This window comes from Bradyrhizobium nanningense, from assembly GCF_004114535.1.
GTDB lineage: Bacteria > Pseudomonadota > Alphaproteobacteria > Rhizobiales > Xanthobacteraceae > Bradyrhizobium > Bradyrhizobium nanningense.
This window is the reverse complement of the sequence record NZ_LBJC01000018.1, coordinates 22,714-47,495: the sequence shown is the minus strand read 5'-3', so window position 1 is coordinate 47,495 and position 24,782 is coordinate 22,714. Positions and strand designations below refer to the sequence as shown.

At 66.0% G+C, this 24,782-nt stretch carries 19 protein-coding genes; 12 read left to right on the top strand and 7 right to left on the bottom strand.

All coding sequences use genetic code 11. The features are described from left to right. The first annotated feature begins 61 nt into the window (after positions 1-61). The 3 genes from XH84_RS11395 (at position 62) to XH84_RS11385 (ending at position 4,970) form a co-directional block, all read left to right on the top strand. Positions 62-733 carry an OmpA family protein gene (locus XH84_RS11395; RefSeq protein ID WP_128919884.1) on the top strand — a complete coding sequence of 224 codons (672 nt, stop codon included), beginning with the start codon at positions 62-64 and terminating at the stop codon, positions 731-733. 158 nt (positions 734-891) lie between these two features. Continuing rightward, positions 892-1,821, top strand: a complete 930-nt coding sequence (locus tag XH84_RS11390; RefSeq protein WP_128919885.1) for an efflux RND transporter periplasmic adaptor subunit — start codon at positions 892-894, stop codon at positions 1,819-1,821. Next, positions 1,821-4,970: an efflux RND transporter permease subunit gene (locus tag XH84_RS11385; RefSeq protein WP_128919886.1), complete on the top strand. Its 3,150-nt coding sequence runs from the start codon at positions 1,821-1,823 to the stop codon at positions 4,968-4,970. The genes XH84_RS11390 and XH84_RS11385 overlap by 1 nt, the downstream gene beginning before the upstream one ends. Positions 4,971-5,070: 100 nt before the next feature. Here XH84_RS11385 and XH84_RS11380 read toward each other — a convergent pair whose 3' ends face one another. Continuing rightward, positions 5,071-5,745: a Crp/Fnr family transcriptional regulator gene (locus tag XH84_RS11380; RefSeq protein ID WP_128919887.1), complete on the bottom strand. Its 675-nt coding sequence runs from the start codon at positions 5,743-5,745 to the stop codon at positions 5,071-5,073. A gap of 246 nt (positions 5,746-5,991) precedes the next feature. Between XH84_RS11380 and XH84_RS11375 the strand changes: the two genes are divergently transcribed. Then, positions 5,992-8,067: an AsmA family protein gene (locus tag XH84_RS11375; protein WP_128919888.1), complete on the top strand. Its 2,076-nt coding sequence runs from the start codon at positions 5,992-5,994 to the stop codon at positions 8,065-8,067. Positions 8,068-8,307: 240 nt separating this feature from the next. Next, complete coding sequence (locus tag XH84_RS11370) at positions 8,308-10,755, top strand: adenylate/guanylate cyclase domain-containing protein (RefSeq protein ID WP_128919889.1); 2,448 nt, start codon at positions 8,308-8,310, stop codon at positions 10,753-10,755. A gap of 147 nt (positions 10,756-10,902) precedes the next feature. Here the strand turns inward: XH84_RS11370 and XH84_RS11365 are convergent, their stop codons facing one another. Both XH84_RS11365 and XH84_RS11360 read right to left on the bottom strand, forming a co-directional pair. Continuing rightward, complete coding sequence (locus XH84_RS11365; protein WP_128920059.1) at positions 10,903-12,195, bottom strand: Spy/CpxP family protein refolding chaperone; 1,293 nt, start codon at positions 12,193-12,195, stop codon at positions 10,903-10,905. A gap of 169 nt (positions 12,196-12,364) precedes the next feature. Then, a complete protein-coding gene (locus XH84_RS11360) occupies positions 12,365-13,432 on the bottom strand; it encodes a LysM peptidoglycan-binding domain-containing protein (RefSeq protein WP_128919890.1) in 1,068 nt (355 codons plus the stop codon). Between the two features lie 179 nt (positions 13,433-13,611). On the opposite strand from XH84_RS11360, the gene XH84_RS39655 reads away from it, so the two are divergent. Then, positions 13,612-14,307, top strand: coding sequence for a hypothetical protein (locus XH84_RS39655; protein WP_164936331.1), 696 nt, complete (start codon positions 13,612-13,614; stop codon positions 14,305-14,307). 247 nt (positions 14,308-14,554) lie between these two features. Continuing rightward, positions 14,555-17,215, top strand: coding sequence for a bifunctional diguanylate cyclase/phosphodiesterase (locus XH84_RS11345; protein ID WP_128919891.1), 2,661 nt, complete (start codon positions 14,555-14,557; stop codon positions 17,213-17,215). A 208-nt stretch (positions 17,216-17,423) separates the two neighbouring features. Here the strand turns inward: XH84_RS11345 and XH84_RS41385 are convergent, their stop codons facing one another. Beyond that, on the bottom strand, positions 17,424-17,546 hold the full coding sequence (locus XH84_RS41385; protein WP_283810289.1) for a hypothetical protein: 123 nt from the start codon (positions 17,544-17,546) through the stop codon (positions 17,424-17,426). Between the two features lie 33 nt (positions 17,547-17,579). Continuing rightward, complete coding sequence (locus tag XH84_RS39650; protein WP_164936308.1) at positions 17,580-17,756, bottom strand: hypothetical protein; 177 nt, start codon at positions 17,754-17,756, stop codon at positions 17,580-17,582. 141 nt (positions 17,757-17,897) lie between these two features. Between XH84_RS39650 and XH84_RS41380 the strand changes: the two genes are divergently transcribed. The 3 genes from XH84_RS41380 to XH84_RS39645 all read left to right on the top strand — a co-directional run bounded on the left by XH84_RS41380 (position 17,898) and on the right by XH84_RS39645 (position 19,527). After that, a complete protein-coding gene (locus XH84_RS41380) occupies positions 17,898-18,029 on the top strand; it encodes a hypothetical protein (protein WP_283810290.1) in 132 nt (43 codons plus the stop codon). Between the two features lie 127 nt (positions 18,030-18,156). Beyond that, positions 18,157-19,284 carry a lactonase family protein gene (locus XH84_RS11335; protein WP_128919892.1) on the top strand — a complete coding sequence of 376 codons (1,128 nt, stop codon included), beginning with the start codon at positions 18,157-18,159 and terminating at the stop codon, positions 19,282-19,284. A gap of 72 nt (positions 19,285-19,356) precedes the next feature. Beyond that, positions 19,357-19,527, top strand: a complete 171-nt coding sequence (locus XH84_RS39645) for a hypothetical protein (protein WP_164936310.1) — start codon at positions 19,357-19,359, stop codon at positions 19,525-19,527. An 8-nt stretch (positions 19,528-19,535) separates the two neighbouring features. Here XH84_RS39645 and XH84_RS11330 read toward each other — a convergent pair whose 3' ends face one another. Then, a complete protein-coding gene (locus tag XH84_RS11330) occupies positions 19,536-20,147 on the bottom strand; it encodes a PAS domain-containing protein (RefSeq protein ID WP_128919893.1) in 612 nt (203 codons plus the stop codon). 289 nt (positions 20,148-20,436) lie between these two features. Here XH84_RS11330 and XH84_RS11325 point away from each other — a divergent pair, with 289 nt between their 5' ends. Then, positions 20,437-21,327, top strand: coding sequence for an efflux RND transporter periplasmic adaptor subunit (locus tag XH84_RS11325; protein WP_164936311.1), 891 nt, complete (start codon positions 20,437-20,439; stop codon positions 21,325-21,327). 174 nt (positions 21,328-21,501) lie between these two features. Here the strand turns inward: XH84_RS11325 and XH84_RS11320 are convergent, their stop codons facing one another. Next, on the bottom strand, positions 21,502-22,350 hold the full coding sequence (locus XH84_RS11320) for a caspase family protein (RefSeq protein WP_128919895.1): 849 nt from the start codon (positions 22,348-22,350) through the stop codon (positions 21,502-21,504). 433 nt (positions 22,351-22,783) lie between these two features. Between XH84_RS11320 and XH84_RS11315 the strand changes: the two genes are divergently transcribed. Beyond that, positions 22,784-24,511: a hypothetical protein gene (locus XH84_RS11315; RefSeq protein ID WP_128919896.1), complete on the top strand. Its 1,728-nt coding sequence runs from the start codon at positions 22,784-22,786 to the stop codon at positions 24,509-24,511. Positions 24,512-24,782: the final 271 nt, after the last annotated feature.

The window sequence follows — 24,782 nt, the reverse complement described above, 5'->3', positions numbered from 1 at the left end:
TTCCGAGGCCCGTTGCTGGAATTTGGAAGCGCGCGAGCTGACTGCGCAGGAGGGACTGGCTATGAGATTGGCTGCAAAGGGACTGACCGCGATCCTGTCCATCATCACTCTTGGCGCCGTCCTGTCGCTGCCGGCCTCGCCCGCATTCGCCGGCGACGACGGCAACAGCAAGAACGTCACCGAGGACGACATCGTCCGCGCACTGGCACCGGCGCCGAAGAAGCCTCTGACCCGCGGCCTCTCGATCGCCCCGCAGGCCGATCCCGCGCCGAACGCGACGGAGACCAAGCTGATCCAGTCGGTGCGCGGCCGCTCGACGCGTTCGCTGTCGTCGACCGAGCGCGAGGAGATCGCGTCAGTCGCCAAGGACAAGCCGAACATCGATCTCGAAATCACGTTCGACTACAATTCCGCCAATATCAGCGCCAGGTCGATGCCATCCGTGCAGGCGCTCGGTCGGGCGCTGACCAGCCCCGACCTGAAGGGCTCCACCTTCGTGGTTGCCGGTCATACCGACGCCGCCGGCGGCGAAGCCTACAATCAGGACCTGTCGGAACGTCGCGCGGACGCGATCAAGCGCTACCTCGTCGACAAGTACAGCATCTCCGCGACCGACCTCGTCACCGTCGGTTACGGCAAGAGCAAGCTGAAGAATCCGAGCCAGCCGATGGCGGAGGTCAACCGCCGCGTGCAGGTCGTCAATATGGAAAACAAGACCACCGCAGCGAAGTGAGCACGACGTAATCCTTTGAAATGACCAGTCGTGATGTGGTGTAAAGTCTCGCTCCTAAAGCGCGTCCCGCAGCCTTGCGGGACGCCGCTTTGTTTCAGGGAAACGCGTTTCATGGGCCTCGCGCGGATGGCCGTGAGCCAGGCCAGGATGATCCGGCGATGAATCTCTCCGAATATCTCAAGCCTGCCGGAACCGTGCTGTTCGTGGTCGCACTTGGCGTCGGCTATTATCTGTTCGAGCATCGCAAGCGCCCCGAGCCGAAGGAGACGCAAAGCGAGGCGCTCGTCATCGTGACGAAGTCGACCAATGCCTGCTTCTCCGACCTCGTGCGCGTGACGGGCTTCTTCGTGCCGCGTCGCGAGGCCGTGGTCATCGCCGACCAGGAAGGCTCCAAGGTCACCGACCTCCTGGTCGCCGAGGGCGCGGTCGTCGCCGACAACCAGGAGCTGGCGCGCCTGACCGCGCCGCCGCAGATCCCGGGCCAGCCGCAGCGACCGGGCCCGCAAGGTCCGATTTCGCTGAAGGCACCTGCGCCGGGCCTCGTCACCGAAGTCCGCACCATCGTCGGCGCGCCGGCCTCGCCGCAGGCCGGTCCGATGTTCCGCATCGCGGTCAACAACGAGATCGAGCTCGATGCTCAGGTCCCGGCGGTGCACATGCCCAAGCTCAATTCCGGCGCCACCGTGCGCATCAGCCGCGATGACGCGCCCGATTTGATCGGCCGGGTCCGGCTGGTTGCGCCCGAGATCGACCGCGCCACGCAGCTCGGCCGCGTCCGCATCAGCGTCACCAACAATCCCTCGCTGAAGGTCGGCGTGTTCGCGCGCGCCTCGATCGACGCCAAGCGAAGCTGCGGCGTCTCGATCCCCAAGACCGCGATCGACCATCTCACCATTCAGGTCGTCAAGGGCAACACGATCGAGACGCGTAAGGTGCGGGTCGGACTGTCGTCCGACAGCGCGACGGAAATCCTGGAAGGGCTCGAGGTCGGCGAAATCGTCGTCGCCGATGCCGGCTCTTCGCTCCATGACGGCGACCAGATCAAGACCATGTTCGCCGATGAACTCGATCGCACGCGGGTACGCTGATGGCTCTCAATATCTCTGCTTGGTCGATCCGTCATCCGCTGCCGTCGGTCGTCTTCTCGATCATTCTGCTGATCCTCGGCTGGGTCTCCTTCACCAAGCTCGCAGTGACCCGGCTGCCGTCGGCCGACATTCCCGTGATCTCGGTCGTGGTCTCGCAATTCGGCGCGGCACCCGCCGAGCTCGAATCCCAGGTCACCAAGACGGTCGAGGACGCCGTCTCCGGCGTCGAGGGCGTGCGGCACATCACCTCCTCAATCACCGACGGCGTGTCGGTCACCACGATCCAGTTTGCGCTGGAGACCAACACCGACCGCGCCCTGAACGACGTCAAGGACGCGGTGACGCGCGTGCGCTCCAACCTGCCGCAGAACGTCACCGAGCCGCTGATCCAGCGCGTCGACGTGATCGGCCTGCCGATCGTCACCTATGCCGCGATCTCGCCCGGCAAGACGCCGGAGCAGCTCTCCTATTTCGTCGACGACGTGGTCAAGCGCGCGCTGCAAGGCGTGCGCGGCGTTGCCCAGGTCGAACGCATCGGCGGTGTCGAGCGCGAGATCCTGGTCTCGCTCGACCCGGACCGTTTGCAGGCCATGGGCCTGACCGCCGTCAATGTCAGCCAGAGCCTGCGCGGCACCAATGTCGACGTCGCCGGCGGCCGCGCCGAGATCGGCAAGAACGACCAGGCGATCCGCACGCTCGCGGGCGCCAAGACGCTGGGCGACCTTGCCGGCACCATGATCCCGCTGTTCGGCGGCGGCGAGGTCCGGCTCGACGATCTCGGCACCGTCACCGACACCATCGCCGACCGCCGCACCTTCGCCCGTTTCAACGGCGAGCCGATCGTCGCGCTCGGCATCAAGCGCTCCAAGGGCGCCAGCGACGTGAAGGTGGCCGAGGCCGTCCAGAAGCGCATCGACGCGCTCAAGGCCGCCTATCCCGACGTCGACCTGAAGGTGATCGACACCTCGGTCGAATACACCAACGGCAATTACCACGCGGCGATCTCGACCCTGTTCGAGGGCGCCATCCTCGCCGTCGTCATCGTGCTGCTGTTCCTGCGGGACCTGCGCGCCACCATCATTGCCGCGATCTCACTGCCGCTGTCGATTTTCCCGGCGTTCTGGGCGATGGATCTGCTCGGCTTCTCGCTCAACCTCGTCAGCTTCCTCGCCATCACGCTGTCGACGGGTATCTTGGTCGACGACGCCATCGTCGAGATCGAGAACATCGTTCGGCACATGAACATGGGCAAATCGCCCTATCGCGCCGCGCTCGAGGCCGCCGACGAGATCGGCCTCGCGGTGATCGCGATCTCGCTGACCATCATCGCGATCTTCGCACCCGCGAGCTTCATGTCGGGCATCGCCGGACAGTTCTTCAAGCAATTCGGCATCACCGTTTCGGTGCAGGTGTTCTTCTCGCTGCTCGCCGCACGCTTCGTCACGCCGGTGCTCGCCGCCTACTTCCTCAAGCACGGCCATCACGAGGAGCCGCCGCCCGGACGCATCTTGCGGTCCTATCACGGCATCGTAGCCTGGTCGGTGAAGCACTATTTCATCACGGTGCTGATCGGCTTCGGCATCTTCGCCGCCTCGATCTGGAGCATCACGCTGCTGCCGCAGGGATTCCTGCCGGCGCAGGACAGCGCGCGCTCGCTGCTCGCCCTCGAGCTGCCGCCGGGCACCCAGCTCGCCTACACTGAAAAGGTCACCGAGGACATCGTTGCGCGCCTGCGCAAACGACCCGAGGTGAAGAGCATCTTCGTCGACGGCGGGCGCGTCCCGCCGGGCACGCAGGAAGTGCGGCGCGCGTCCCTGATCATCAATTACACGCCCAAGAATGCCCGCGACATCACCCAGCGCGAGCTCGAGTTCTCGATCAGCCAGGAACTGGAGAACATTCCCGACATTCGCTTCTGGTTCCTCGACGAGAACGGCCTGCGCGCGATCTCGCTGGTCGTGACCGGCGTCGACGCCAACATCGTCAACAATTTCGCGAGTGAGCTCGCGACGCAGATGAAGCGGATTCCGACCATCTCCAACGTGATCTCGGAAACCACGCTGGAGCGGCCCGAGCTGCGCGTCGAACCGCGCGCGGATCTCGCCGCGCGGCTCGGCGTCTCGACCGAAAGCCTGTCGCAGACCATCCGCGTCGCCACCATCGGCGATGTCGGACCCGCGCTCGCCAAATTCGACGTCGGCGACCGATTGGTGCCGATCCGCGTGCAGCTCGAGGATGCCGCCCGCGGCAATCTGAAGACGCTGGAACAATTGCGCGTGCCGCTCGGCGAGCACGGCGAGAAGGGCGGCGTGCCGCTCTCGGTCATCGCCGACGTCAAGCTCGACCAGGGTCCGACCAGCATCAACCGCTACGACCGCGAGCGGCAGGCGACCGTCGCCGCCGACCTCGTCGGTTCGGCCGCGCTGGGCGATGCCACCAAGAAGATCTACGACCTGCCGGTGATGAAGAGCCGGCCGAAGGGCGTGAAGGTGTCGCCCTCCGGCGACGCCGAGAGCTTGAACGAACTGTCCGACGGCTTCGCCACCGCGATCACGGCCGGCCTGATGATGGTCTACGCCGTGCTGGTGCTGCTGTTCGGCACCTTCCTGCAGCCGATCACCATCCTGTTCTCGCTGCCGCTCTCGATCGGCGGCGCCATCGCGGCCCTGCTCCTCACCGGCAAGCAGCTCACCACACCGGTGTGGATCGGCATCTTGATGCTGATGGGCATCGTCACCAAGAACGCGATCATGCTGGTGGAGTTCGCGATCGAAGCCATTCACGCCGGCAAGCCGCGCGACGAGGCCATGATCGACGCCGGCATGAAGCGCGCCCGCCCGATCGTGATGACCACGATCGCGATGGCCGCGGGCATGATGCCGAGCGCGCTCGCGGTCGGCGCCGGCGGCGAGTTCCGCTCGCCGATGGCGCTCGCGGTGATCGGCGGCCTGATCTTCTCGACCATCCTGTCGCTGGTGTTCGTGCCCGCGATGTTCATGGTGATGGACGATTTCGGCGCCCTGATCTGGCGCTTCGCCAAGCGACTGATCGTGCACAGCGAGGACGCCGAGGTCGCCCGCCATCGTGGAGCTGCGCCGGCGGAAGCGGGACCAGCGCCGAAGACCATCGTGCATCCGGCGGCGGAGTAATCGCGATGCCAGAAGCGCCGGACGTGCCTGCACGATACGCCGCCCATGAGCCTGACATCGCGGAAGACGTTCTTCGCTACGAGGTACGGAGCTAGCGACTTCACTCGTTCCGCGCGATCGCCGTCAGCCTGGTCATGTTCCGCAGCAGGATGCGGCCGCGCTGCAGATCGAGGATCGCCTCCTTGCGCCAGGCCTGGAGCTGACGGTTGACGCTTTCGCGGGCGGCGCCGACGAACACGCCGAGCTGCTCTTGCGAGATATGCACCTCGGAGCCGAAATCGGCGGCGAGTGCGCAGAGCCGCCGCGCCAGCCGCACCGGCAGCGGCTGCAGCACGGATTCTTCCATCCGCTCGCTCTGCCAGCGGATGCGCTGGCACAGCAGCGCGATGATCTTGATCGCGACCTTCGGCTCGCGTTCGAGGAAGCTGAGAAAATCTTCGCGCCGCAGCACGAACAATTCGCTGGCCTCGCCCGCGGTCGCATCCGCGGTGCGATTCTGGCCGTCCAGCACCGCGACCTCGCCGAACAGGTCGCCCGGGCCCATGAAGTTCAGCGTCAGCCGGCTGCCGTCGGAGGCGCCGGTCTCGATGCGGACCTGGCCGCGGCGCACGCCGAACAGCGCGTCCCCGGGATCACCTTTTTGGAACAGCAACTCGCCATTCCCCAGATGTTGGGTGTGACAGAGATTGGACAGTCGCTGGAGCTCGTCTGCACCGAGATCCGCGAACATTGCGTTCATCTTCAGAATGACCGCAAATTCGGCCTGCTTGCTCATTTCAATGTCCTTGTGAACATCCTGGTCGTCGTCTTGTCAGTTGTCTCGGCAAATCGCTTGGAACCATCACCGTCAGGATCGCGTAAAACCGCGTCGGAGAAGTGTGTCATAAGTCACATAACTTTGCAGCACCCCCTGACTATTTTTACCCGCTTGGAGCCGCTTCCTGTCCGGGGATAAACTCGGGCGTGAAGGGCGGGCAGCCGGCGGGATGCGACGCCGATTGTCCGCCGTTGGAAAGTCGACATGAGAGCAGTGAAATTCGCCGGCGTGGCTTTGGCCGCCGTCATCATCCTGATCGCAACCCTGCTGGTGGTCGGGATCCCATCCGGTTTCCTGACCACGACGATCGCCTCGCGCGTCGAGAGCGCGACCGGCTACCGGCTGTCGATCGACGGCACCACGAAGATCAGCCTGTGGCCGACGCTGAACGTCACCCTGAACGATCTCACGCTCGCCGACCCCCGAGATCGCAGCGGCATCACGCGCCTGACGGTCGACAGCGTGCAAGCCGACATGTCGCTCTCCAGCCTGTGGTCGGGCCGCCCCGAGATCAGCGAGCTCATCGTCACCCACCCCGTGCTCTACCAGCCGCTGCTGCGCGAGCGCCTGCCGAATGCGGGAGCCTCGAAGCCGCTCCCGCTCGATACGGGCGGCGCGTCCATCGACCGCGTCAAGGTCACCGACGGCGAAGTCGCATTCTCCCGCATGCGTGATCGTGTCGAGGGCCGCATCAGCGCCATCAACGCCGACGCGATGGTTGGCCGCGACCGCAAGGTCGATGTCACCGGCACCGCGCGCGTCGGCGACCACCCGACCAAGTTCGACATCAAGGCGACCGCGCCGGCGCCGCCGGCCGACCGGCCGACGATCCCGGTGGATTTCGCCATCGACATGCCCGACGTCCTCAAGTCGCAACTCACCGGTCATGCCGAGATGCGGCTGAGCGGCGACGTCGTGATGATCAACGGCGTCAACGGCAAGCTCGGCGACGGCGCGTTCAACGGCTGGGCCTCGGTCGACATCGCGAGCAAGCCACTGGTCAAGGTCGATCTCGACTTCCAGCGACTGGCGATCCCGCTGGCGAAATCGCCGCAGGATGCACCCGGGCAGCCCTGGAGCAATGCGCCGATCGACGTCTCCGGGCTCAATTATGTCGATGCGCAGTTGCGGATCTCCGCGAACGAGGCGGTGATCGGCGATGCGCGCATCACGCCGCTGGCGCTCGATGCAAAGCTCGCGGGCGGCGTGCTGAAGGCCGGCACCGCCAATCTCGGTGCCTATGGCGGCCAGGTCTCGGGCGAGGTGATCCTGGATGCGACCACCGGCGCACCGAGCTTTGCCATGCACTCCGATCTCGTCGGCGTGCGGGCGCTGCCGATGCTTCAGAGCCTTGCCGAATTCGACCGCATCGACGGCAGGCTGCAGGCCAAGCTCGCTCTGCGCAGCGCCGGCACCAGCCAGCGCGCACTGATGGCGAACATGCAGGGCACGGCCTTCGTCAATTTCCAGGACGGCGCCATCCGCGGCATCAACGTCGCGCAGATGATCCGCTCGCTGACGACGGGCACGCTGTCCGGCTGGCAGGACAACCAGAGTGCCGGTCAGGAGCAAAGCACGGACCTGTCGCAGCTCTCGGCCTCGTTCCGCATCGACAAGGGTCAGGCCGTGACGACCGATCTCAATCTGATCGGGCCGCTGGTGCGCGTCACCGGCGCCGGCACCATCGCGCTCGACACCAAGATGATGGGTTTTCGCGTCGAGCCGAAGCTGGTGATGACGACCGAAGGTCAGGGCCGCGCCAATGAACCGGTCGGCTTCGGCATTCCCGTGATGATCCAGGGCTCCTGGTCGCAGCCGCGGATCTACCCTGATATGGCCGGCATGCTGGACAATCCGGACGCCGCCTATGCCAGGCTGCGCGAGATGGGCAAGGGCCTGTTCGGTCCTGACGGCGCCGGGCTCGGCAATATTCTGGGCAGCCTTGGCAGTAATCTTGGTCTCGGCGGAGCCAATGCGCCGGGCAGCGGCAATGCGGCCGGCAACGCCAATCCGCAAGCCCCGCAGCCGGGCCAGAACAATCTGCTCGGCGGCCCGCTGGGGGAGGCGATCGGCAATTTGATTCAGCAGGGCTTGTCCAGTGGCGCGGGAAGCAGCACTGGCACCGCGCCAGGCAGTGGCCGCAGCCGCAGCCTGCCGGCACCATCCTCCACACCGGCACCGCAGGCTTCGCCCGCGGCCCCGGCTCTGGACGACCCGCCGGCCGCCCAGCAGGACAGTCAGCCCATGAACGACGTGCTGCGGCAACTGTTTAACCGGTGATTGGCGGGCTGGACTCCACGGCAATCCCTTAACCCAGCCTCCCTGCCCCCGGCTTCCTCCGAACGGATGAGGCCTGCGGCAATTCACCATGCTTCGATCCGCCCCGGCATCCACAGGGGGTAACCACGCCGGCCGGTCCCTGGCCGCGCGGCGATCCTTTGGCCCAAATTGTGATAGAACGGCCCCGCATGGGCTGACGGCCCGTAGCGCCGGCGTCGATGGCGGCGCGAGAGGATCGGGATGGCAGGAGCGGACGACAAGACACGGTTTCTGCGCGAGGGCCTGTTCGCCAAATACGTCGTCTCCCTCGTCGGCCTCGTCGTGTTCGTGCTCGCCGTCAACGGCGCGATGGAGACCTGGATCTCCTACCGCGCCACAAGGACGCAGCTGACCGACGGCCTGGAGGACAAGGCGCAAAGCGCCGCCCGACACATCGAGCAGTCGATCTCGGAGCTCGATCGCCAGATCAGCTGGGTGACGCGGGCGAGCCAGGACACTCTCGAGAAGCGCCGTGCCGATTATGCGTCGCTGCTGCACCAGGTCGCGGTCGTCAACCAGCTGTTCCAGCTCAACGGCGACGGCCGCGAGGTGCTGCGGGTCTCGCGCCAGTCGACCACGACCGGCAGCAATGCCGACCTCTCCCGCGACGCACGCTTCACCGAGACCGTCGCCCGCGGCATCAGCTATGCGCCGGCCTGGTTCGCCGACGGCACGCCCTTGATGTCGATCTCGGTGGCGCATTCCGGCTTCAATGCCGGCGTCACCGTGGCCGAGATCGATCTCAGCTTTCTCTCCGACTTCCTGTCCGACACCCAGGTCGGCAAAGCGGCGTTTGCCTATGTGGTCGATCCGCGCGGCCGCGTGCTGGCGACGTCGTCGAAGGGGCCCGAGGTCGGCAAGGATTTGTCGAAGCTGCCGCAGGTTGCGGCCGCGATCGCGCCCGGCCACGAGACCGATAGTTCGGGCACCGACTTCAACGGCCATTCGGTGATGAGCGCCGCGAGCACGGTGCCGAAGCTCGGCTGGAGCGTGCTGTTCGAACAGCCGGCCGCGCAGGCCCTGATGCCGATCCGCGACCAGCTGGTGCGTATCGCGCTGCTGATCGGCATGGGCCTGATGGTCGCGATCCTCGCCGGCACGCTGCTCGCCCGCCGCATGATCATCCCGATCACGGCGCTGCGCGACGGCGCGCACAAGCTCGGCGAGGGCGATTTCAGCCATCGCATCGACGTCCACACCTCGGACGAGCTGGAAGACCTCGCCAGTCAGTTCAACCGCATGGCCGATCAGATCCAGGAGACCTATTCGAATCTGGAGACCAAAGTCGAGGAGCGCACCCGCGATCTGGCGCAGTCGATCAACGAGCTGAAGGTGCTGGAGGAAGTCGGCCGCGCGCTCGCCGCCTCGCTCGATCTCAACGCCGTGCTGCCGACCATCGCCGCGCGCGCGATCGAGATCACCCATGCCGATGCGGTGCTGATCTACGGCTTCGACGCCGGACGGCGCCGCTTCAACCTGGTCGAGGCCGGCGGCATCGGCAAATCCGCCGACGGCGCCCATGTCACCATCGACGAAGGCGAGAACATCCTGAGCGATGCCGCCAAGAGCTGCGAGCCGATCGCGTTTGCCGATCTCGATCAGGCCGCCGAGCAGCCGCTGCGCGAGGCCGCCCTCGCGGCCGGCTTCCACTCGGTGCTGGTGGTGCCGCTGGTCGATCAGCAGGGCACGCTCGGCTCGCTGGTGGTGCTGCGCCGCGCCGGTGGCGAGTTCGCTCCCAGCATCATCGGCCTGATGCGCACCTTCGCCAACCAGGCGGTGCTGGCGATGCGCAATGCGCGCCTGTTCACCGAGGTCGATCACAAGGGCCGCGAGCTGGAGGCCGCGAACGAGACCGTGCGCGCCCAGGCCGACAAGCTGCGGATGCAGACCGAGCAGCTCAAGGACTGGAACAAGTCGCTGGAGGAGCGGGTCAAGACCCAGCTCGGCGAGATCGAGCGCATCCGCAAGCTCGAGCGCTTCCTGGCACCGCAGGTCGCACAGCTGATCGCCTCCTCCGACAGCTCCGAAGGACTGCTCACCAGCCAGCGCCGCGAGGTGACGGTGGTGTTCTGCGACCTGCGCGGCTTCACCGCGTTCACGGAAGCGACCGAGCCGGAAGAAGCGATGAACGTGCTGCGCGAATATCACAAAGCGCTCGGCGAGCTGATCTTCAAATACGAGGGCACGCTCGACAAATATGCCGGCGACGGCGTGATGATCCTGTTCAACGCGCCGATCCAGTTCGAGGACCACACCAGGCGCGCCGTGAAGATGGCGGTGGAGATGCGCGACACCATCGGCCCCTTGACCGAGCGCTGGCGCAACCGCGGGCATAGTCTGGGGTTCGGCATCGGCATCGCGCTCGGCTATGCCACGCTCGGCCAGGTCGGCTTCGAGCAGCGGCTGGAATATGCCGCGATCGGCAGCGTCACCAATCTCGCCTCGCGCCTGTGCGGCGAGGCCAAGCCCAACCAGATCGTGGTCAGCCGCCGCGTCTATGGCATGGTCGAGCCATGGGTGGAAGCGCAGCCGCTCGACGATCTCCAGCTCAAGGGTTTCAATCATCCCGTGCTGGCGATGGAGATCTTGAGCTGGCGCGAGGAGGTGGAGAACGTGGTGGATGCCACGGCGGTGCGGATGCGCAGGTGAGCGGCCCAGCAAAAAACTGAAAAACAACCCCATGCACAGTAGACGGGGTCTGCAGGATCAATGAGTTGCAAGGGGGAGCGTCCGGTCCACCATGCCCGCGACCACGGTTGTGTCAAGGAGATGAAGTAAGACTGGGCGTGCGGGTGATCACGCCCCCCGCTTCGGCCCGATCGCCTCGAACCCCGCCTTCTGCTCGTCGCTCAAGTCCGCCTCGAAATCGTCGAGCGCGTCAGCGACGCCGTTCACGGCGGCAAGCATCGTCTGCAGCCGCGCCTTTGCGGCGGTGAGGCGCGCTTGTGGCGTCGCGGCGGCCTCTGCGGGGCAGGCGCTGAGCGTCTGCATGGTGCGCAAGGTGGTGTCCTCAAGCACTTCGAAGCGGGCGCGGGCGACCTCGTCGAGGCGGAGCGTCGTGGCGATGTCGCCCGCGGGCCATTGCTGCTGCACCAGCTGCTCGTATTGACGCTGCAGCTTTTCGTCATAGCGGGGATCGCTGTCGGCGCTGCAGGCGGCGGCCGCCTGCGCGTCCTTGCTCGAATCCTTGCGCTGCATCGAGGCGAGCGCGGCGCGGCGCTCATTGGCGAGGGCATTGAGCCGGGCCTTCTGATCGTCGTCGAGCAGGCTCGTGAACTTCGAAAGCGGCGGCGCGACCGCGTCGATGGCCTTGATCATGGCCTCAACGCGCTCGCGCATCAGGCCGAGGCGCTCGGCGGCCGTGGTGGGCGCCTGCGCCGGGCAGACCGCGCGAATGGTGTCGCGCGCACTGGTCCAGGCGGATGCGAGCTCGTCGAGCGCTGCACGCTGCAATCCGTTGGGTGCGACGGCCGCGTTGATGCGGTCGACGGGCAGGCCGCCGGTGTCGCTGGCCTCGCAGAGGCTCTCCGCGGTCGGGACGCGTCGTCCGCGGCGGCCTTGCGTTGCCGTGTAGGCCGCGAGCTCGGTCGCCGCATAGGGCGCGAAGATCGCGGCATAGATATCGCCATAACCATAGAGCGAGAGGCTGGTCGCATCGCCGAAGATCACGGCATTGGTGAGATCGTCATGCGCGAACGGCCAGAACACCGGGCCGACCCAGCCATAGCTGCCGTCGGGATGACGCCACCAGCCTTGCGGACGGCGGCCGCCCTGCCAGCCCGAAAGCGCAGCTTGCGCCGTGAGCGCCGCGCGTAGGACGTAAGGATTGGCAGGCTGGCCGCGCTCGGCGCCGCGCGGGTCTTGACGAGGATCTTGCGACCTCAAGGCAGCGGAGCGGTAGTGGCCGCCCCGCACCGCCATGCGGGAATGGCGCAGGCGCGACATGCCGATCACGTGGCCGACGGCGAAACGCGCAACGCCAAGCGGACCGCCGCGCAATCCGAATTGGGCCTCGGCTCTCCCAGGCAGCAGCACGGCCGCAATCAGCAGGGTCGCGCCGGTCAGCGCCAGTCCCATGCGTCCCGACATGACCGCCGACTTGACCAATTCGGCCTCCTCCCAAGCGCGCACTGCGTCGCAGGAACATGACGCGCGAGGGAACCAATTGTTCCCGGGGGACACAGGGCAAAGCGTCGCGGACGAACTCGTAAGAGATCGTCCTGCGCAGGCGGGGAAAGGGAGCGGAAAGACCGCCCCCTCACTCCGCTTTTTGCGGCATCACAAAAGTCTGGCCGGGATAGATCAGATTGGGATTGTGGATCTTGTTGCGGTTGGCGTTGAAGATGACGGCGTAGCGGGCGCCGTCGCCGTAGGCGAGCCGGCTGAGCGCCCACAGGCTGTCGCCGCGGGAGATCACCCGGCTGCCGCCGGCTTCCGCCGGTGCGGCGTGAAGCGCGTCGGCCGGCGAGGCCGATGCAATGGTCGTGGCGGCGGGTGCCCGCGCCATGACCTTGGGTTTCCGGGCGGCTTGCCTGTCGGGCACCGACGCCAGACGCGGCGAGGCCGACGGCAGGGCGGCCACGACGTCCGATTTGACATCGACCTTCTCGGCCTGCTTCGGCTCCGGCCTGGTCTCCTGCTTTGCGACCGGGGCCGGGCGCGCGGGCGGCGGCGGCGTCTCGGCGATGGTCACCGGCATGGTCCGGTTGGACTGAGTGACCGTGCCGTCCGGCGCCTTCGCCCGCAGCGTCAATTCATAGGAGCCGGCGGGAAGCTGCGGCGGGGTCATCACGAACTGGCCCGAGGCGTCCGCAATCACCGTATCGAGCGGCTTGCCGTCGCGCAGCAGCTCGACCTTGGCACCCGGCGCGGCCTGGCCCGCGATCACCGCCGCCTCGCCGTGATCGCCGACGCGGGCCACGTCGAAACGGGGGCCGGTGTCCGCGACTGCCGGCGGCGGCTTGACCGGCGCGAGCTCGGGCAGCGCCGCGGCCTGCTTCTGGGTCTCGGCCAGCGTGGCTGCCTTGGGCTCGGGCTTGGGCTCGGGCGCCGGGACCACCGCCGGCGCCGGTTCAGGCGCAGGCGTCGGCGGCGCGCCGGCGGCCAGCTTTGGCTGGTCCGGTTTCGGCTCTTCGGGTTTCGGCTCGGGCTTGAGGTCGGCCTTGAGGTCGGCCTTGGCCTCGACTTTGGCCTCCGGCTTGGCGGCGATTGCGGTCTTGGTTCCGTCCGGCAGCAGGCGGCGCAGCTCGGTCGGGCCGATCACCAGCGCCGTACCGACCAGCGCCAGCAGGCAAAGAGCAATGAAGGCCTTGGATGCGGTGATCATCGGAAAAAACCTTGGATGGCAAATCAACCGAGGCCGGCAAGGTGCGCCGATTTGGCTGCGGCAGCAAGTCGGTCGAAGGGATGATCGCCGATCGTTCCAAGGCACCGCGGATGAACCGGCGCCGCCCCTTCGGCGTCAAATCAGCGAGGCCGCGCCGCGGCGATATTTTTGGATTTCCGATGACCCCATCTTTTCGCACTGCCCAATGGCTGGCGCTTGCCCTGACGCTCGCCGCTTCCCCCGCACTGGCGGCCTCCGGCCCGCCGCCGGGCTTCGTCCTCACCGACAACGCCGACCTCGCCTTCACCTCGCCCGACGGCGCCACCAAGCTCGAGCAGTACATGAAGGACAGCGAAGATCTTTTCGGCGTCAAATGGCAGGTCTGGGCGCGACGCGGCGACCAGATGACGGAGCTGAAGCCGGAACAAGGCTATGGCGCCGGCTTCCGCTTCACCAGCGACTCGCAATGGCTGGTGCGGATGCAGAAGACCGGCTCGGGCGAGCAGGATCTGTTTCTCTATCATTTCGAGAACGGCGCCTTCGTGAACGCGACGAAGAAGTCGCTCAGCGACCTCGCCTGGGCCTATTTCCACAGCCGCCCCGACACTGGGAACATGAAGCTCGACTACCACATCTCGGCCAATCTGATGCAAGGCACCGAGGATGCCTATCGCTGGCTCGGCGTCGACTGGCCCGACAACCGCTATCTCCTGATCTCGCTGTCGGGCGAAATGGACAAGCATCCGAAGAATGTCGCGGCGAAGGGTCTCGCCAACTGGCAGTGCCGCTACGACCTCAAGACCGGGACCTTCGACGTGCCCAAGATGTTCGCCAAGGGCAACGCGGAAGCGCTAAAATGGGAGATCAGGCGGTGAGATTTCACTGCCTGCACGAGATCGTCATGCCCGGGCTTGTCCCGGGCATCCACGTTCTTTGCAGCGCGGAGAGAGACGTGGTTGGCCGGGACAAGCCCGGCCATGACGTTGAGGAAGCGTCAGTCCGCCTAACGACTTCGGTTGGGAAACCAATCTCCTTATTCCGTTCCGATTCATCTTTCCCTAACCTTCACTGGTAACCGGGTCTTGTCGGTTTTGCCGCATCTTGCATCCCAGGGAGGGCTGGATGGGCGCATCGATCCGATGGACCGCGCGACACCGCGCGTTGCTCCGCCGTTGGCGCGGGGCGCCGTTGACGTGGCTGATCGTCGGCGGCTTCGTGCTGATGGCCGCGACGGCCGTCGGCACCGCGCTCACCGTCGACCGCTTCCGGCAGAATGCGATCGAGAGCGGCCGCGACAGCCTTGAAAACTCCGTGCGCCTGCTGGCCCGGCATTTCGACCGCGAGTTCGAGGATTTTGCGGTGCTCCAGAAGAGCATCATCGCCGAGCTCGAGAGCCGCGGCATCGAATCCGCCGAGATGTTCCGCAGTGAGATGGGCACGCTGGCCGAGCACGAGGTGCTGCGCGCGAAAGCCAGCGGCTGGACCGACGTCGCCGGCGCCAATGTGTTCGATTCCAGGGGCATGCTGATCAACTCGTCGCGGCAATGGCCGGTCGCCGACATCTCGATCGCCGACCGCGGCTATTTCAACCGCCTCGAGAACGATCCGGCCGCGCAGGAGGAGGTGGAGGTCGTGCCCGGCCGGCTCGGCAACGGACCGGCGATCGTGTTCGCGCGGCGCGTCTCCGGCCCGCACGGCGAATTCCTCGGGCTGGTCTCGCGCGCGATCGCGCCCGAGCAGCTCGAATCCTTCTTCGCCTCGAGCGGGCTCGGCGAGGAATCCTCGATCGCCATGCACCACCAGAACGGACAATTGCTCGCGCGCATTCCGCGTGTCGATGCGATGATCGGGCAGAACTTTCGCAAGGGCACGCCGGAGCAGATGGCGGTGTTCGAGCGCAGCTTCGTCTCCACGCAGCTCGCAAGCCCGATCGACGGCAAGGACCGCATCGTGGCCTCGCGCCTGCTCGCCGGCGAGCCGCTGGTCGTGGTCGCGACCAAGTCGCTGGACGCGACGCTCGCGACCTGGCGCACGCAAACGAAATTCTTCGTCACCATCGCCGTGCTGTCGATCAGCCTCCTGGTGCTCACGCTGTTCCTGATCTTCCGCCAGGTGACGCACCGGCTCTCGCTCGAGAAGCAGCGGCTCGACACCGCGATGAACACGATGACGCAAGGGCTCTTGATGTTCGACCAGGACGAGCGGCTGATCGTCTGCAACCGGCGCTACATCGAGATGTACGGCCTGTCCGCTGATGTGGTGAAGCCCGGCGCCTCGTTCCGCGACGTGATCCAGCATCGCCATGATACCGGCTCGTTCCATGGCGACGTGGCATCCTATTGCGAGGACATCCTGAGCAATGTCGGGCGTACCCAGACCGCCATCGTGGAGACCGCGGACGGCCGTCTGATCGAGGTCAAGAACCAGCCAGCCGCCGCCGGTGGCTGGCTCGCGACCCACGAGGATGTCACTGCCCGCATCCGCGCCGACGAGCGCATCGCCCATATGGCGCATTACGACGCCTTGACCGACCTGCCCAACCGCGTCTTGATGCGCGGGCATCTGGAGCGGCGCATTGCCGCGCTCAGCGAGGACAAGCCGTTCGCCATCCTTTATATCGACGTCGACGAGTTCAAGGGCGTCAACGATTCACACGGACACGAGGTCGGCGACGAGCTGCTCCGCCAGGTCGCCAACCGCCTGCGCGCCTGCGTCAGCGGCAACGACATGGTCGCACGGCTGGGCGGCGACGAATTCGCCATCATCAAGGCCGGCACCAGCGACCAAGCCGAGCTGACGGCGCTGGCAGAGAACATCCTCAAGGCGTTGCGCGCGCCGGTGGATTGCAAGGGCCAGGAGATCCCGACCGACGCCAGCATCGGCATCGCGATCGCGCCCGACCACGGCGACAATCTCGACGACCTGCTCAAGCGCGCCGATCTTGCGATGTATGCAGCGAAGTCGGAGGGACGCCGCACCTGGCGTGTTTTCGCGCCCGAATACGACGCCAAGGCGAAGCAGCGCCGGCAGCTCGAGCTCGATCTGCGCCAGGCGCTCTTCCGCGGCGAGTTCGAGGTGCACTACCAGCCGCTGGTCGATCTCGCCGCCAATGTCGTGACCGGCTGCGAGGCGCTGTTGCGCTGGCGCCATCCGGAGCGCGGCATGATTTCGCCGGCGGACTTCATTCCGGTGGCGGAAGACACCGGGCTGATCGGCGAGATCGGTGAATGGGTCTTGAGGCAGGCCTGCGTTGAGGCCGCCTCCTGGCCCGGCCAGATTCACATCGCAGTCAACGTCTCGCCGGTGCAGTTCCGCTCGCGGACGCTGGCGCTGAAGGTCGCCGCGGCCCTCGCCGAATCAGGCCTCGCGCCCGGACGGCTCGAGCTCGAGATCACCGAGACCGTCCTGATCCGGGACGACGAGGAGGCGCTGACGATCCTGCAGCAGCTGCGCGAGCTCGGGGTGCGCATCGCCCTCGACGATTTCGGCACCGGCTATTCGTCGCTGAGCTATCTGCACCGCTTCCCATTCGACAAGATCAAGATCGACCGCAGCTTCATCAGCGACATCGGCGAACCCGAGGATTCCTCGCCGATCGTGCAGGCCGTGGTGCACATGGCCGCCGCCCGCCACATGGCGACGACCGCCGAAGGCGTCGAGACCGAGGCTCAGCGCGAAGTGTTGCGCCAGCTCGGCTGCAGCCAGATGCAGGGCTGGCTGTTCAGCCCGGCGGTACCGGCGGCGAAGCTGAAGCAGCTCTTGGCGGCGCAGGCGGCGGCTTGACGCGCTGGTCGGCAGGACTTGCGTCAGCGAGGTCCGAACGTCCCTCGCGAGCAGCGCTCTTCTGCCCGGCCGCGATGCAGTGATCCGGAGCGGCGGGCAGGACGAGGCCCGGAAACGGAGGCGAATCCAGACCGGACCTCGGACCGCGAACTTCACCGGTGAGGCGAAGCCGCGATCGGGCAGACAACGCTCCGACAGATGTGGCGGTTCACATCGACCGTCTGGCGGCCTGCACTTCGACGAACTCCGCATCGGGGTGGCTGACAATGGTGGCGACCCAGATGCCGCTGATGATCAGCGACCAGGCGGTGTCCCAATAGATCCAAAACACGAGCCAGCCTCCAATTGCGGCGCGACCTGCGAACTATTTTAATTTGGTCGGCGGCGGCGCATGATCGGTTTGGCCGGTGTGGCGCTTTGCCACGACGTCCTCATCGCGCTCGCCGTCGCGCGGACGCGGCGGCGACTTGGGGAGGCCGGCCTGACCGCCATGCTTGCCCCCCATGTCGGGCTTGCCTTCGAGATCGTTTTCGCGGGGCATGCCGGTTCAATGCGCTGGCGCGGCTTTGGTTCGCATCGCGCCGGCCAATTTCGGGCTGTGAACGAGTTCATAGGATTGCCGCGGTTTGCAGCGCACGATCGGGAGTGCCCGAACTTTCATCACGCAGGCGGATTCGACCAGATGCGGAAACGGCTCATTGCCTGGACCATCCTGACATCCGCGCTGGTTGCAGTCGGCGTCTGGACCGTGCTCGGACCGCCGGCGCATCCGTCCGGCACGCATCTGCCCTCGCGCACGGCGGCGGTGCGGTAGCCGTCTGCGGCGACCGATACGATTTCGGCATCGATCAATCTCAATTCGAATTTGGTGCGGCGATGCGCGGCCCGCTATCCTCATGGGCAAAACGACAATGCCGCGACGCGGCCTTCAGGAGGAGCCCATGTTGAGTTCGACCCGGTGCATCGCATCCAGGACGCCACGCGCTGCGATCGTCACCACCCTGTTCGCTGTCCTCACTCTCGTTTCTGGAGTCCAAGCCGGCATGGCCGAAACCTTCGCCTATGTCGGCAACGCCGACAGCAACGACATCAGCGTGTTCAAGATGACCGAGAGCGGCGAGATGATTCCGGTGCAGACGGCCGCCTTCAAGGGCGTCGACAAGCCCGGCTCCTCGACGCCGCTCGCGATCACGCCCGACCATCGCGTGCTGATCGCCGGTGTCCGCTCGCAGCCATACCTCGCCGTAAGCTTTGCGATCGATCCCCGGAACGGTCAGCTCAGCCCGATCGGCAACGGACCGCTGGCCGACAGCATGGCCAACATCGCCGTCGACCGCAGCGGCAAGTTCCTGTTCAGCGCCTCCTATGGCGGCAACAAGGTCGCGCTGAATCCATTGAACGCCAACGGCGTCGCCGGCGAACCGAAGCAAGTGATCCCGACCGGGCTGAACGCGCACGCTTTCCTGCCCTCGCCCGACAACCGCTTCGTGTTCGCGACCAATCTCGGCTCCGACCAGGTGCTGGCCTTCGCGTTCGATGCCACGACCGGCACGTTGACGCCGAGCGATCTGCCGGCCCACAAGGTGCCGGAGAAATCGGGGCCGCGGCACTTCGTGTTCCACCCGGGCGGCAAGTTCGTCTATCTCCTGCACGAGCTGAATGGCGACGTCGCGGCATTCACCTTTGAAGCCAAGAGCGGCGCATGGGACGAGATCCAGCGCACCACCGCGCTGCCCGAGGGCTTTTCCGGCAAACCGTGGGCCGCCGACATCCACATCACCCCGGACGGCCGCTTCCTCTACGCCTCCGAGCGCACCACCAGCACGCTCACCGCCTACAAGATCGACGGATCAAGCGGCAAGCTGACCACGATCGGCAGCGTGCCGACCGAGAAGCAGCCGCGCGGCTTCCACATCGATCTCTCCGGCCGCTACCTCGCCGCGGTCGGCGAGCTCTCCGACAGCATGACGATCTATGCGATCGACCAGAGCAGCGGCGCGCTGGCCAAGCTGAAATCCTACCCCACCGGCAAGAAGCCGAACTGGGTGGAGTTCCTGACCCTGCCGTGAGGAGGCGCCCCCAACGACCTACGTAAACATCCGTAATTTCGGAAGGCGCACCTTGTCGTCATATGATCGGTCATGGACCGCCAGATCGTCTTCAAATGCCCGCAGACCGGCATGAACGTGCAGCATCGGCTCGGCGACGAGCCGACCGACCGCACGCATGAGTCGGTGTCCTGTCCGGCCTGCACGCGGCTGCATTTGATCGACCGGGCCAGCGGCAAGCTGCTGGGCGAGCGTCGCGGCTGACGGGTCGTTTACGCCCGCACCGCGACCTGAGCCGTAACGTCCTCGACGTGGTGCAGCAGGTAAACCAGATGGCCCGCCGCGTCGTGGATCGGCGAGTTGATCGGCTGCCAATGGCGCTCGACGAAGACCCCGCCGGGATCCCGGATGTCGTAGCGCTGGATCGCCATGGCGTGCGCCTGCCCCGTTTCGCTGACGATCCTCAGGCTGCCGTAGAGATTGCTGACGCCATCGGCGAGCGGATCGTTGGGATTGTCAGGGAATATCTCGAACAGCGACCGGCCGACGATGTCGGCCCGGCCGGTCAAGGTCGCCGCGGCATAGGCGTCGTTGATGTCGACGATGACGAGGCCCGGCCCCGGGTCCAGCAGCATATAAGGATGCGGCGAGGCATCGAATTCGCCCTGGAATTGCCGCCGGATCGTGCCGGCGTCACCGTGCTGCCGCCGGCGCTGTTCAAACGGCGTCGTGTCGGCGCCTGAGGCCGCGGAGTTCAGCAGCGCCAATTCGCGCTTCGCCGATGCCAATAGTCCCCGCACGGTGTTCTGGACCGTCGGATCGGTCGCTTCCTGGAGCAGCCGCTCGAAATGAACGATATTTTGCTCGCAAACGAACCGTTGCATCCCACCTCTCGACCATGCGTCGTGCGGCGGCAAGACCGCGTCACCCTATCCTAGTTCCTTACAGGCGGCCCTGTCCTGTGAGAAGACCGTGAGTGTGGCACTTTGGGAGTAGCCCCGGCCGCGGGGGCACCGCCCATAAGAGGCGAACCTGTTCTCCAATCCCGCGACTAATCAAAGACTTGCCGCGGCGGCCCGCGGCGGCATGGCCTGCTTTTTTGAGCCATGCTGCCGTAGTCCGCACAGCTGCCATCTGCTATCGATTGGAAGCATAGAATCCGTGGAATTTCCGATGCGTCGTTTGCCCCGTACCGTTGTTCGAAACCTGTGTCCCGCAGCCGTCGCCGGCGCGCTGGTCCTCGGTCAATATCCGGCCAGGGCCGCCGATGACGGGGCGCCCAAGGGGCCGGCGGTCACGGTGCTGAAAGTCGCAAAATCCTGCTTCTCCAACATCGTCGAGGCCACCGGCACGATCGTCGCGCGGGAGGAAACCTCGGTGCGGCCCGAGCGTCCGGGCCTGAAGGTCACGGACGTGCTGGCGGAAGCCGGCGACACCACCACCGCCGGCCAGGTGCTGGCGCGGCTGGCGCTGCCCGAGAGCGGCACGCTGCAGGTCACCGCGCCCGTGGCGGGCGTGATCGCGACGTCGACCGCCCAGATCGGCAATTTCGCCTCGGCCAAGGGCGAGGCGCTGTTCACGATCGTGGCGCGCAGCGAATACGATCTCGTTGGCCTCGTGGCGACCACCGATGTGCGCAAGCTCGCCGTCAATCAGCCGGCGATGGTGCGGATCGCAGGTAGCGGCGACATCGACGGCAAGGTGCGCCGCATCGGCCCGACCGTCGAGCCCAACATCCAGCAGGGCATGGTCTATATCGGCATCTCCTCGCAGAAGCGGCTGCTGCTGAAGGCGAGCGGGCGTGCGTTGATCAAGACCGGGCAGAGCTGCAACGTCGCGGTGCCGCTAACGGCCGTGCAATATTCCTCGGCCGGCACCGTGGTGCAGGTGATCCGCCGCAACCGCGTCGAGACCAAGCGTGTCGAAGTCGGCTTGATGTCGGGCGGCAATATCGAGGTCCGTGAGGGCCTCAACGAAGGCGATGTCGTCGTCGCCCGCGCCGGCGCGCTGTTGCGTGAAGGCGACCCGGTGCGCCCGGTGATGGCCGCGGAAGCGGCGAAGTAAGCAGCACGATCGTGCGTCACGCACGCATGCCGTAGGGTGGATTAGCCGAAGGCGTAATCCACCGCTTTGCTTTCCGCGATAAGAATAGAAGATGAGAATAGAAGTGGTGGATTACGCCGAGCGATTGCGCTCCGCGCAATCGCAGGGCTAATCCACCCTACGACAGCGAAAAATCTAGCCGCCGGCTTCGCCGAAATGAACGTCTTCGAGCAGCGAGGAGGAGACCGTCGGGACCTGGTCGCCTTCGCTGGCGCGGGAGATGGCCAGGCGGGTCTTGTTGAAAGCGCTTTCGGCGCTGCTCTGCCCATTGAGGTTGTTCAGCAACTCGCCGACCAGCACGCTGTGCTCGCCCTTGCCGTCATCGACGACCTTGCCGGGCGAGGCCGAGGTCAGGATCAGCGCGTTGTCCGACGCGCTGATCGGCGCGAGACCGTGGCTGTAGGAGCGGAAGCGGCGCTCGTAGGGGTTCCGACGGGAGGCGTCGACGACGACGAGCTTGGCCTTGGCGCCCTGCTCCTTCATCATGTCGAGCACGCCCTCGATCGACACGCCTTGGCGGCGGACGTCCTTTTCCTTCCAGATCACGGCATCGACCGGCAGCATGTAGCTCTCGCGGCCGGCCTGCACGCCGTAGCCGCCGAAGAACAGCATGACGACGGTGTCGCGCTTGATCCGGGACTTCAGGCGATTCACGGCGCGGACCATGTCGTCGCGGGTCGCGTCTTCCACCATGTCGACGTCAAAGCCGTTCTTGCGCAGGGACGAGGACAGCGCGCGGGCGTCGTTGATCGACTGCGTCAGCGGCGCGCTGGCGTCGGGATAATGTCCATTGCCGATAACGAGCGCGAGGCGCGAGGACTGGCCGATCGAGCCGGTGATCTGGTCGGTCGAGACGGCCTTGGCGGCATCGATCGCACGCATGTTGAGAGCAGCATGGGCGCCGATCACCAGCGAGACCGTGCCGATTAAGGCCGCGGCCACCGCGATGGTGCGTCGGGAAAGGTCGAGCTGCTTTACATTCATCTCGGTTCGTTTCCTGTGCCAAAGACCAGCCAAGCGCGCACACACTGTTTGAGTAGCGCGATAGCGTCTTTAGGTTTGAGGGATTGGCCGGGGATGTGCCCCCGAATTGCGCGCAATTTGCGGCGCCGCACCAAACAAACCTTTAAACCGGATATAGGGTGCCCGGCAATAGATTGCCCAAAATTTGAGCTAAGTATCTGACGATGTTCGTTAATTCTCCCGCCTCGATTTGTGCGTTTTTAGCTCCCCGGGCCGTCTGCAAGCCTCAATCATGCAGCCTTCGTGCCGGCTTTTTCCGTGACCTCCATCACATTTGTATTTCCTGCGAATCCGGGTAGCTTTTTCAACGACTTGCAGGGGGTGGCGCGTGGCTGGGAGCGCGCTGGCCGGCCCCCGGCCAAACCCCGCCAAAGTCCCCGCGACCAGGTATTTCATGAGCATTCAATATTTTGCCGGCGCCGCCTGCCGGGCGCTGCTGGCGCCGAAGGACGGCCCCTCGCTTTACGATGTGTGCGATCCCGTATTGTCCGGCCGGGCCAGCGGCGATCCGCATCTGGCCAAGTTCTACAAGACCGCGCTCGGCAATCCCGCGCTGCGGGTGCTGCTGCGGCGGGCCGGGCTGCCCGAGCTGCGCGACGAGGCCAGGCTGACGGCGCTGCGCGAGGCGCTGGTTCGCGCCCGCGACGAGGCCGAACCCGACTGGACGGCGGTCGGCCAGCCGGTCGCCGATCTCGTCGACAGCATCGCGCTCGACCACCCCAAGCCGCCCCCGGCGATGTTCACCCGCTCGGCGCCGCCGCAGGCGCAGATCGACGGCGCAATCCGCGACTGCGCGCAGCATCTGCTCGGGTCCTACCGCAAGAACGGCTTTCTGCCGACCTATGCCGCCTTCAACTTGATCGGCGATCCCGATTTCCGCGGCCGCGAGCTGATCATGGCGCTCACGGGCCTCAACGCCCGCGGCTACAAGAATTCCTCGCTGCTGTTCAACCTCGCCCGCGTCTTCATCGCGCGCTCGCCAGCCCGGGCCGTCGTCAATCCGCCCTGGCGAGGGATCGCCGAGCCGATGTGGGAGCCGGTGCAGATCCGGCACCGCTCGGCCTATTACGACGCGTTCTTCATCGAAGCGCTGCTGAGCTACGGCGAGACCGGCCTCGCATCGCAGGCCGACAAGGTCGCCGCAGAGCGTGCCATCGCCGACATGGTGAATTTCTGCGTCAACATCAGCCGCGAAGAGGTCGAGGGGATCGACGGCGCGCGCTTCAACGTCGTCACTGCGCTGGCGCCCGCGCCGCATCCGCGCTTCTCGCGCTACTTCGCGCAGATCAAGCAGGATCTCGGCTTTGGAATCTACGTGCCGGATTGCGACACCACGGCCTGCTCGATCTCGGCAGCGACGCAGGCCGGCTGCCTCGATCCGATCATCGACCAGCCGCTGCTCGACTTCTATTCAGGCTACCAGGTGCGCGCCGGAATCAACGCGCCGCGCGTGACCGTGCCGCTCAACGACAATATCGACTACGAGGGCGGGGTCGCGACCTGGATCGACAACCTCAAAGGCGAGCGTCCCTACGGCAACGATCTCGATCCGACGCTCAATCTCGACATTCTCGAGGTGAGCTTTCGCAACCTCGCGCGCTGGAAAATCTTGGAGACACCGTCGCGGCTCGCCACGGTGCATCGCATCATCGGCTTCCAGAAGCGGCTGGCCGCGAGCGGCGCCTTCGCCAATCCGCGCTCGCACATCTATTACCTGCCGGAACTCTACAGCGCCTATTTTGGCCGCTGCTATGCGGCCTTCCTGGCGCTGCCGCTGGCGGCGCAGGCCGCGATCGATCCCGCTGGCGATTTCGACTTCATCCGCCATCGCGTGCTGTCCTACGTCAAGGGCGAGCTGATGGCCGCGGAGATGAACGTGTTCGACGCGGCGCTGGCGCTGATCGCGCTCGGCCATCTCGGTGCCGACCCGCGCGCCTTCACACCGGCACTGAACGTGATCCTCAGTGCCGTCGGCGAAGGCGGCCGCCGCGGCCCGTTCCGCGCCTATGAGTGGAACAAGATGAAGACGCCGACGCGGATTTTGGTGGGCGGGCCGGAGGTGACCTCGGCGTTCGTGCTGATGGGACTTGCGGTGGCGAAGCGGGTGATGGCGCGGGGGTGAGATGGTCTCGGTGCTCCGGACGCAGCGCAGCGGCCCCGGCGATGCGAAGCATCGTCCGGTGCGGTGCGCTGCAGAGCCGGGGCCCATGCCTCCCCGAAATGTGTCTGTCAATTTCTGGGTCCCGGCTCTGCGGAGCGGCGTTGCACGCCGCACCGCGTCCGGGACACGAGGCGAGAGACCGTCGACCGATGACAGGAAGTTGAAAGCCCATCCGTCAGGCACAAGCTGGCCGACAGGCCAAAACCCGACCACAATTGCAGCGTCTATCGAG

Coding starts and splice junctions, on each gene's coding strand:
- XH84_RS11335 (WP_128919892.1), top strand. CDS start 18,157: ATGTTGAGTTCGACCCGGTGCATCGCATCCAGGACGCCACGCGCTGCG.
- XH84_RS11390 (WP_128919885.1), top strand. CDS start 892: ATGAATCTCTCCGAATATCTCAAGCCTGCCGGAACCGTGCTGTTCGTG.
- XH84_RS11345 (WP_128919891.1), top strand. CDS start 14,555: ATGGGCGCATCGATCCGATGGACCGCGCGACACCGCGCGTTGCTCCGC.
- XH84_RS39655 (WP_164936331.1), top strand. CDS start 13,612: ATGACCCCATCTTTTCGCACTGCCCAATGGCTGGCGCTTGCCCTGACG.
- XH84_RS11325 (WP_164936311.1), top strand. CDS start 20,437: ATGCGTCGTTTGCCCCGTACCGTTGTTCGAAACCTGTGTCCCGCAGCC.
- XH84_RS11385 (WP_128919886.1), top strand. CDS start 1,821: ATGGCTCTCAATATCTCTGCTTGGTCGATCCGTCATCCGCTGCCGTCG.
- XH84_RS11365 (WP_128920059.1), bottom strand. CDS start 12,195: ATGTCGGGACGCATGGGACTGGCGCTGACCGGCGCGACCCTGCTGATT.
- XH84_RS11375 (WP_128919888.1), top strand. CDS start 5,992: ATGAGAGCAGTGAAATTCGCCGGCGTGGCTTTGGCCGCCGTCATCATC.
- XH84_RS11360 (WP_128919890.1), bottom strand. CDS start 13,432: ATGATCACCGCATCCAAGGCCTTCATTGCTCTTTGCCTGCTGGCGCTG.
- XH84_RS11320 (WP_128919895.1), bottom strand. CDS start 22,350: ATGAATGTAAAGCAGCTCGACCTTTCCCGACGCACCATCGCGGTGGCC.
- XH84_RS11380 (WP_128919887.1), bottom strand. CDS start 5,745: ATGAGCAAGCAGGCCGAATTTGCGGTCATTCTGAAGATGAACGCAATG.
- XH84_RS11315 (WP_128919896.1), top strand. CDS start 22,784: ATGAGCATTCAATATTTTGCCGGCGCCGCCTGCCGGGCGCTGCTGGCG.
- XH84_RS11395 (WP_128919884.1), top strand. CDS start 62: ATGAGATTGGCTGCAAAGGGACTGACCGCGATCCTGTCCATCATCACT.
- XH84_RS39650 (WP_164936308.1), bottom strand. CDS start 17,756: ATGCCCCGCGAAAACGATCTCGAAGGCAAGCCCGACATGGGGGGCAAG.
- XH84_RS41380 (WP_283810290.1), top strand. CDS start 17,898: ATGCGGAAACGGCTCATTGCCTGGACCATCCTGACATCCGCGCTGGTT.
- XH84_RS39645 (WP_164936310.1), top strand. CDS start 19,357: ATGGACCGCCAGATCGTCTTCAAATGCCCGCAGACCGGCATGAACGTG.
- XH84_RS11330 (WP_128919893.1), bottom strand. CDS start 20,147: ATGCAACGGTTCGTTTGCGAGCAAAATATCGTTCATTTCGAGCGGCTG.
- XH84_RS11370 (WP_128919889.1), top strand. CDS start 8,308: ATGGCAGGAGCGGACGACAAGACACGGTTTCTGCGCGAGGGCCTGTTC.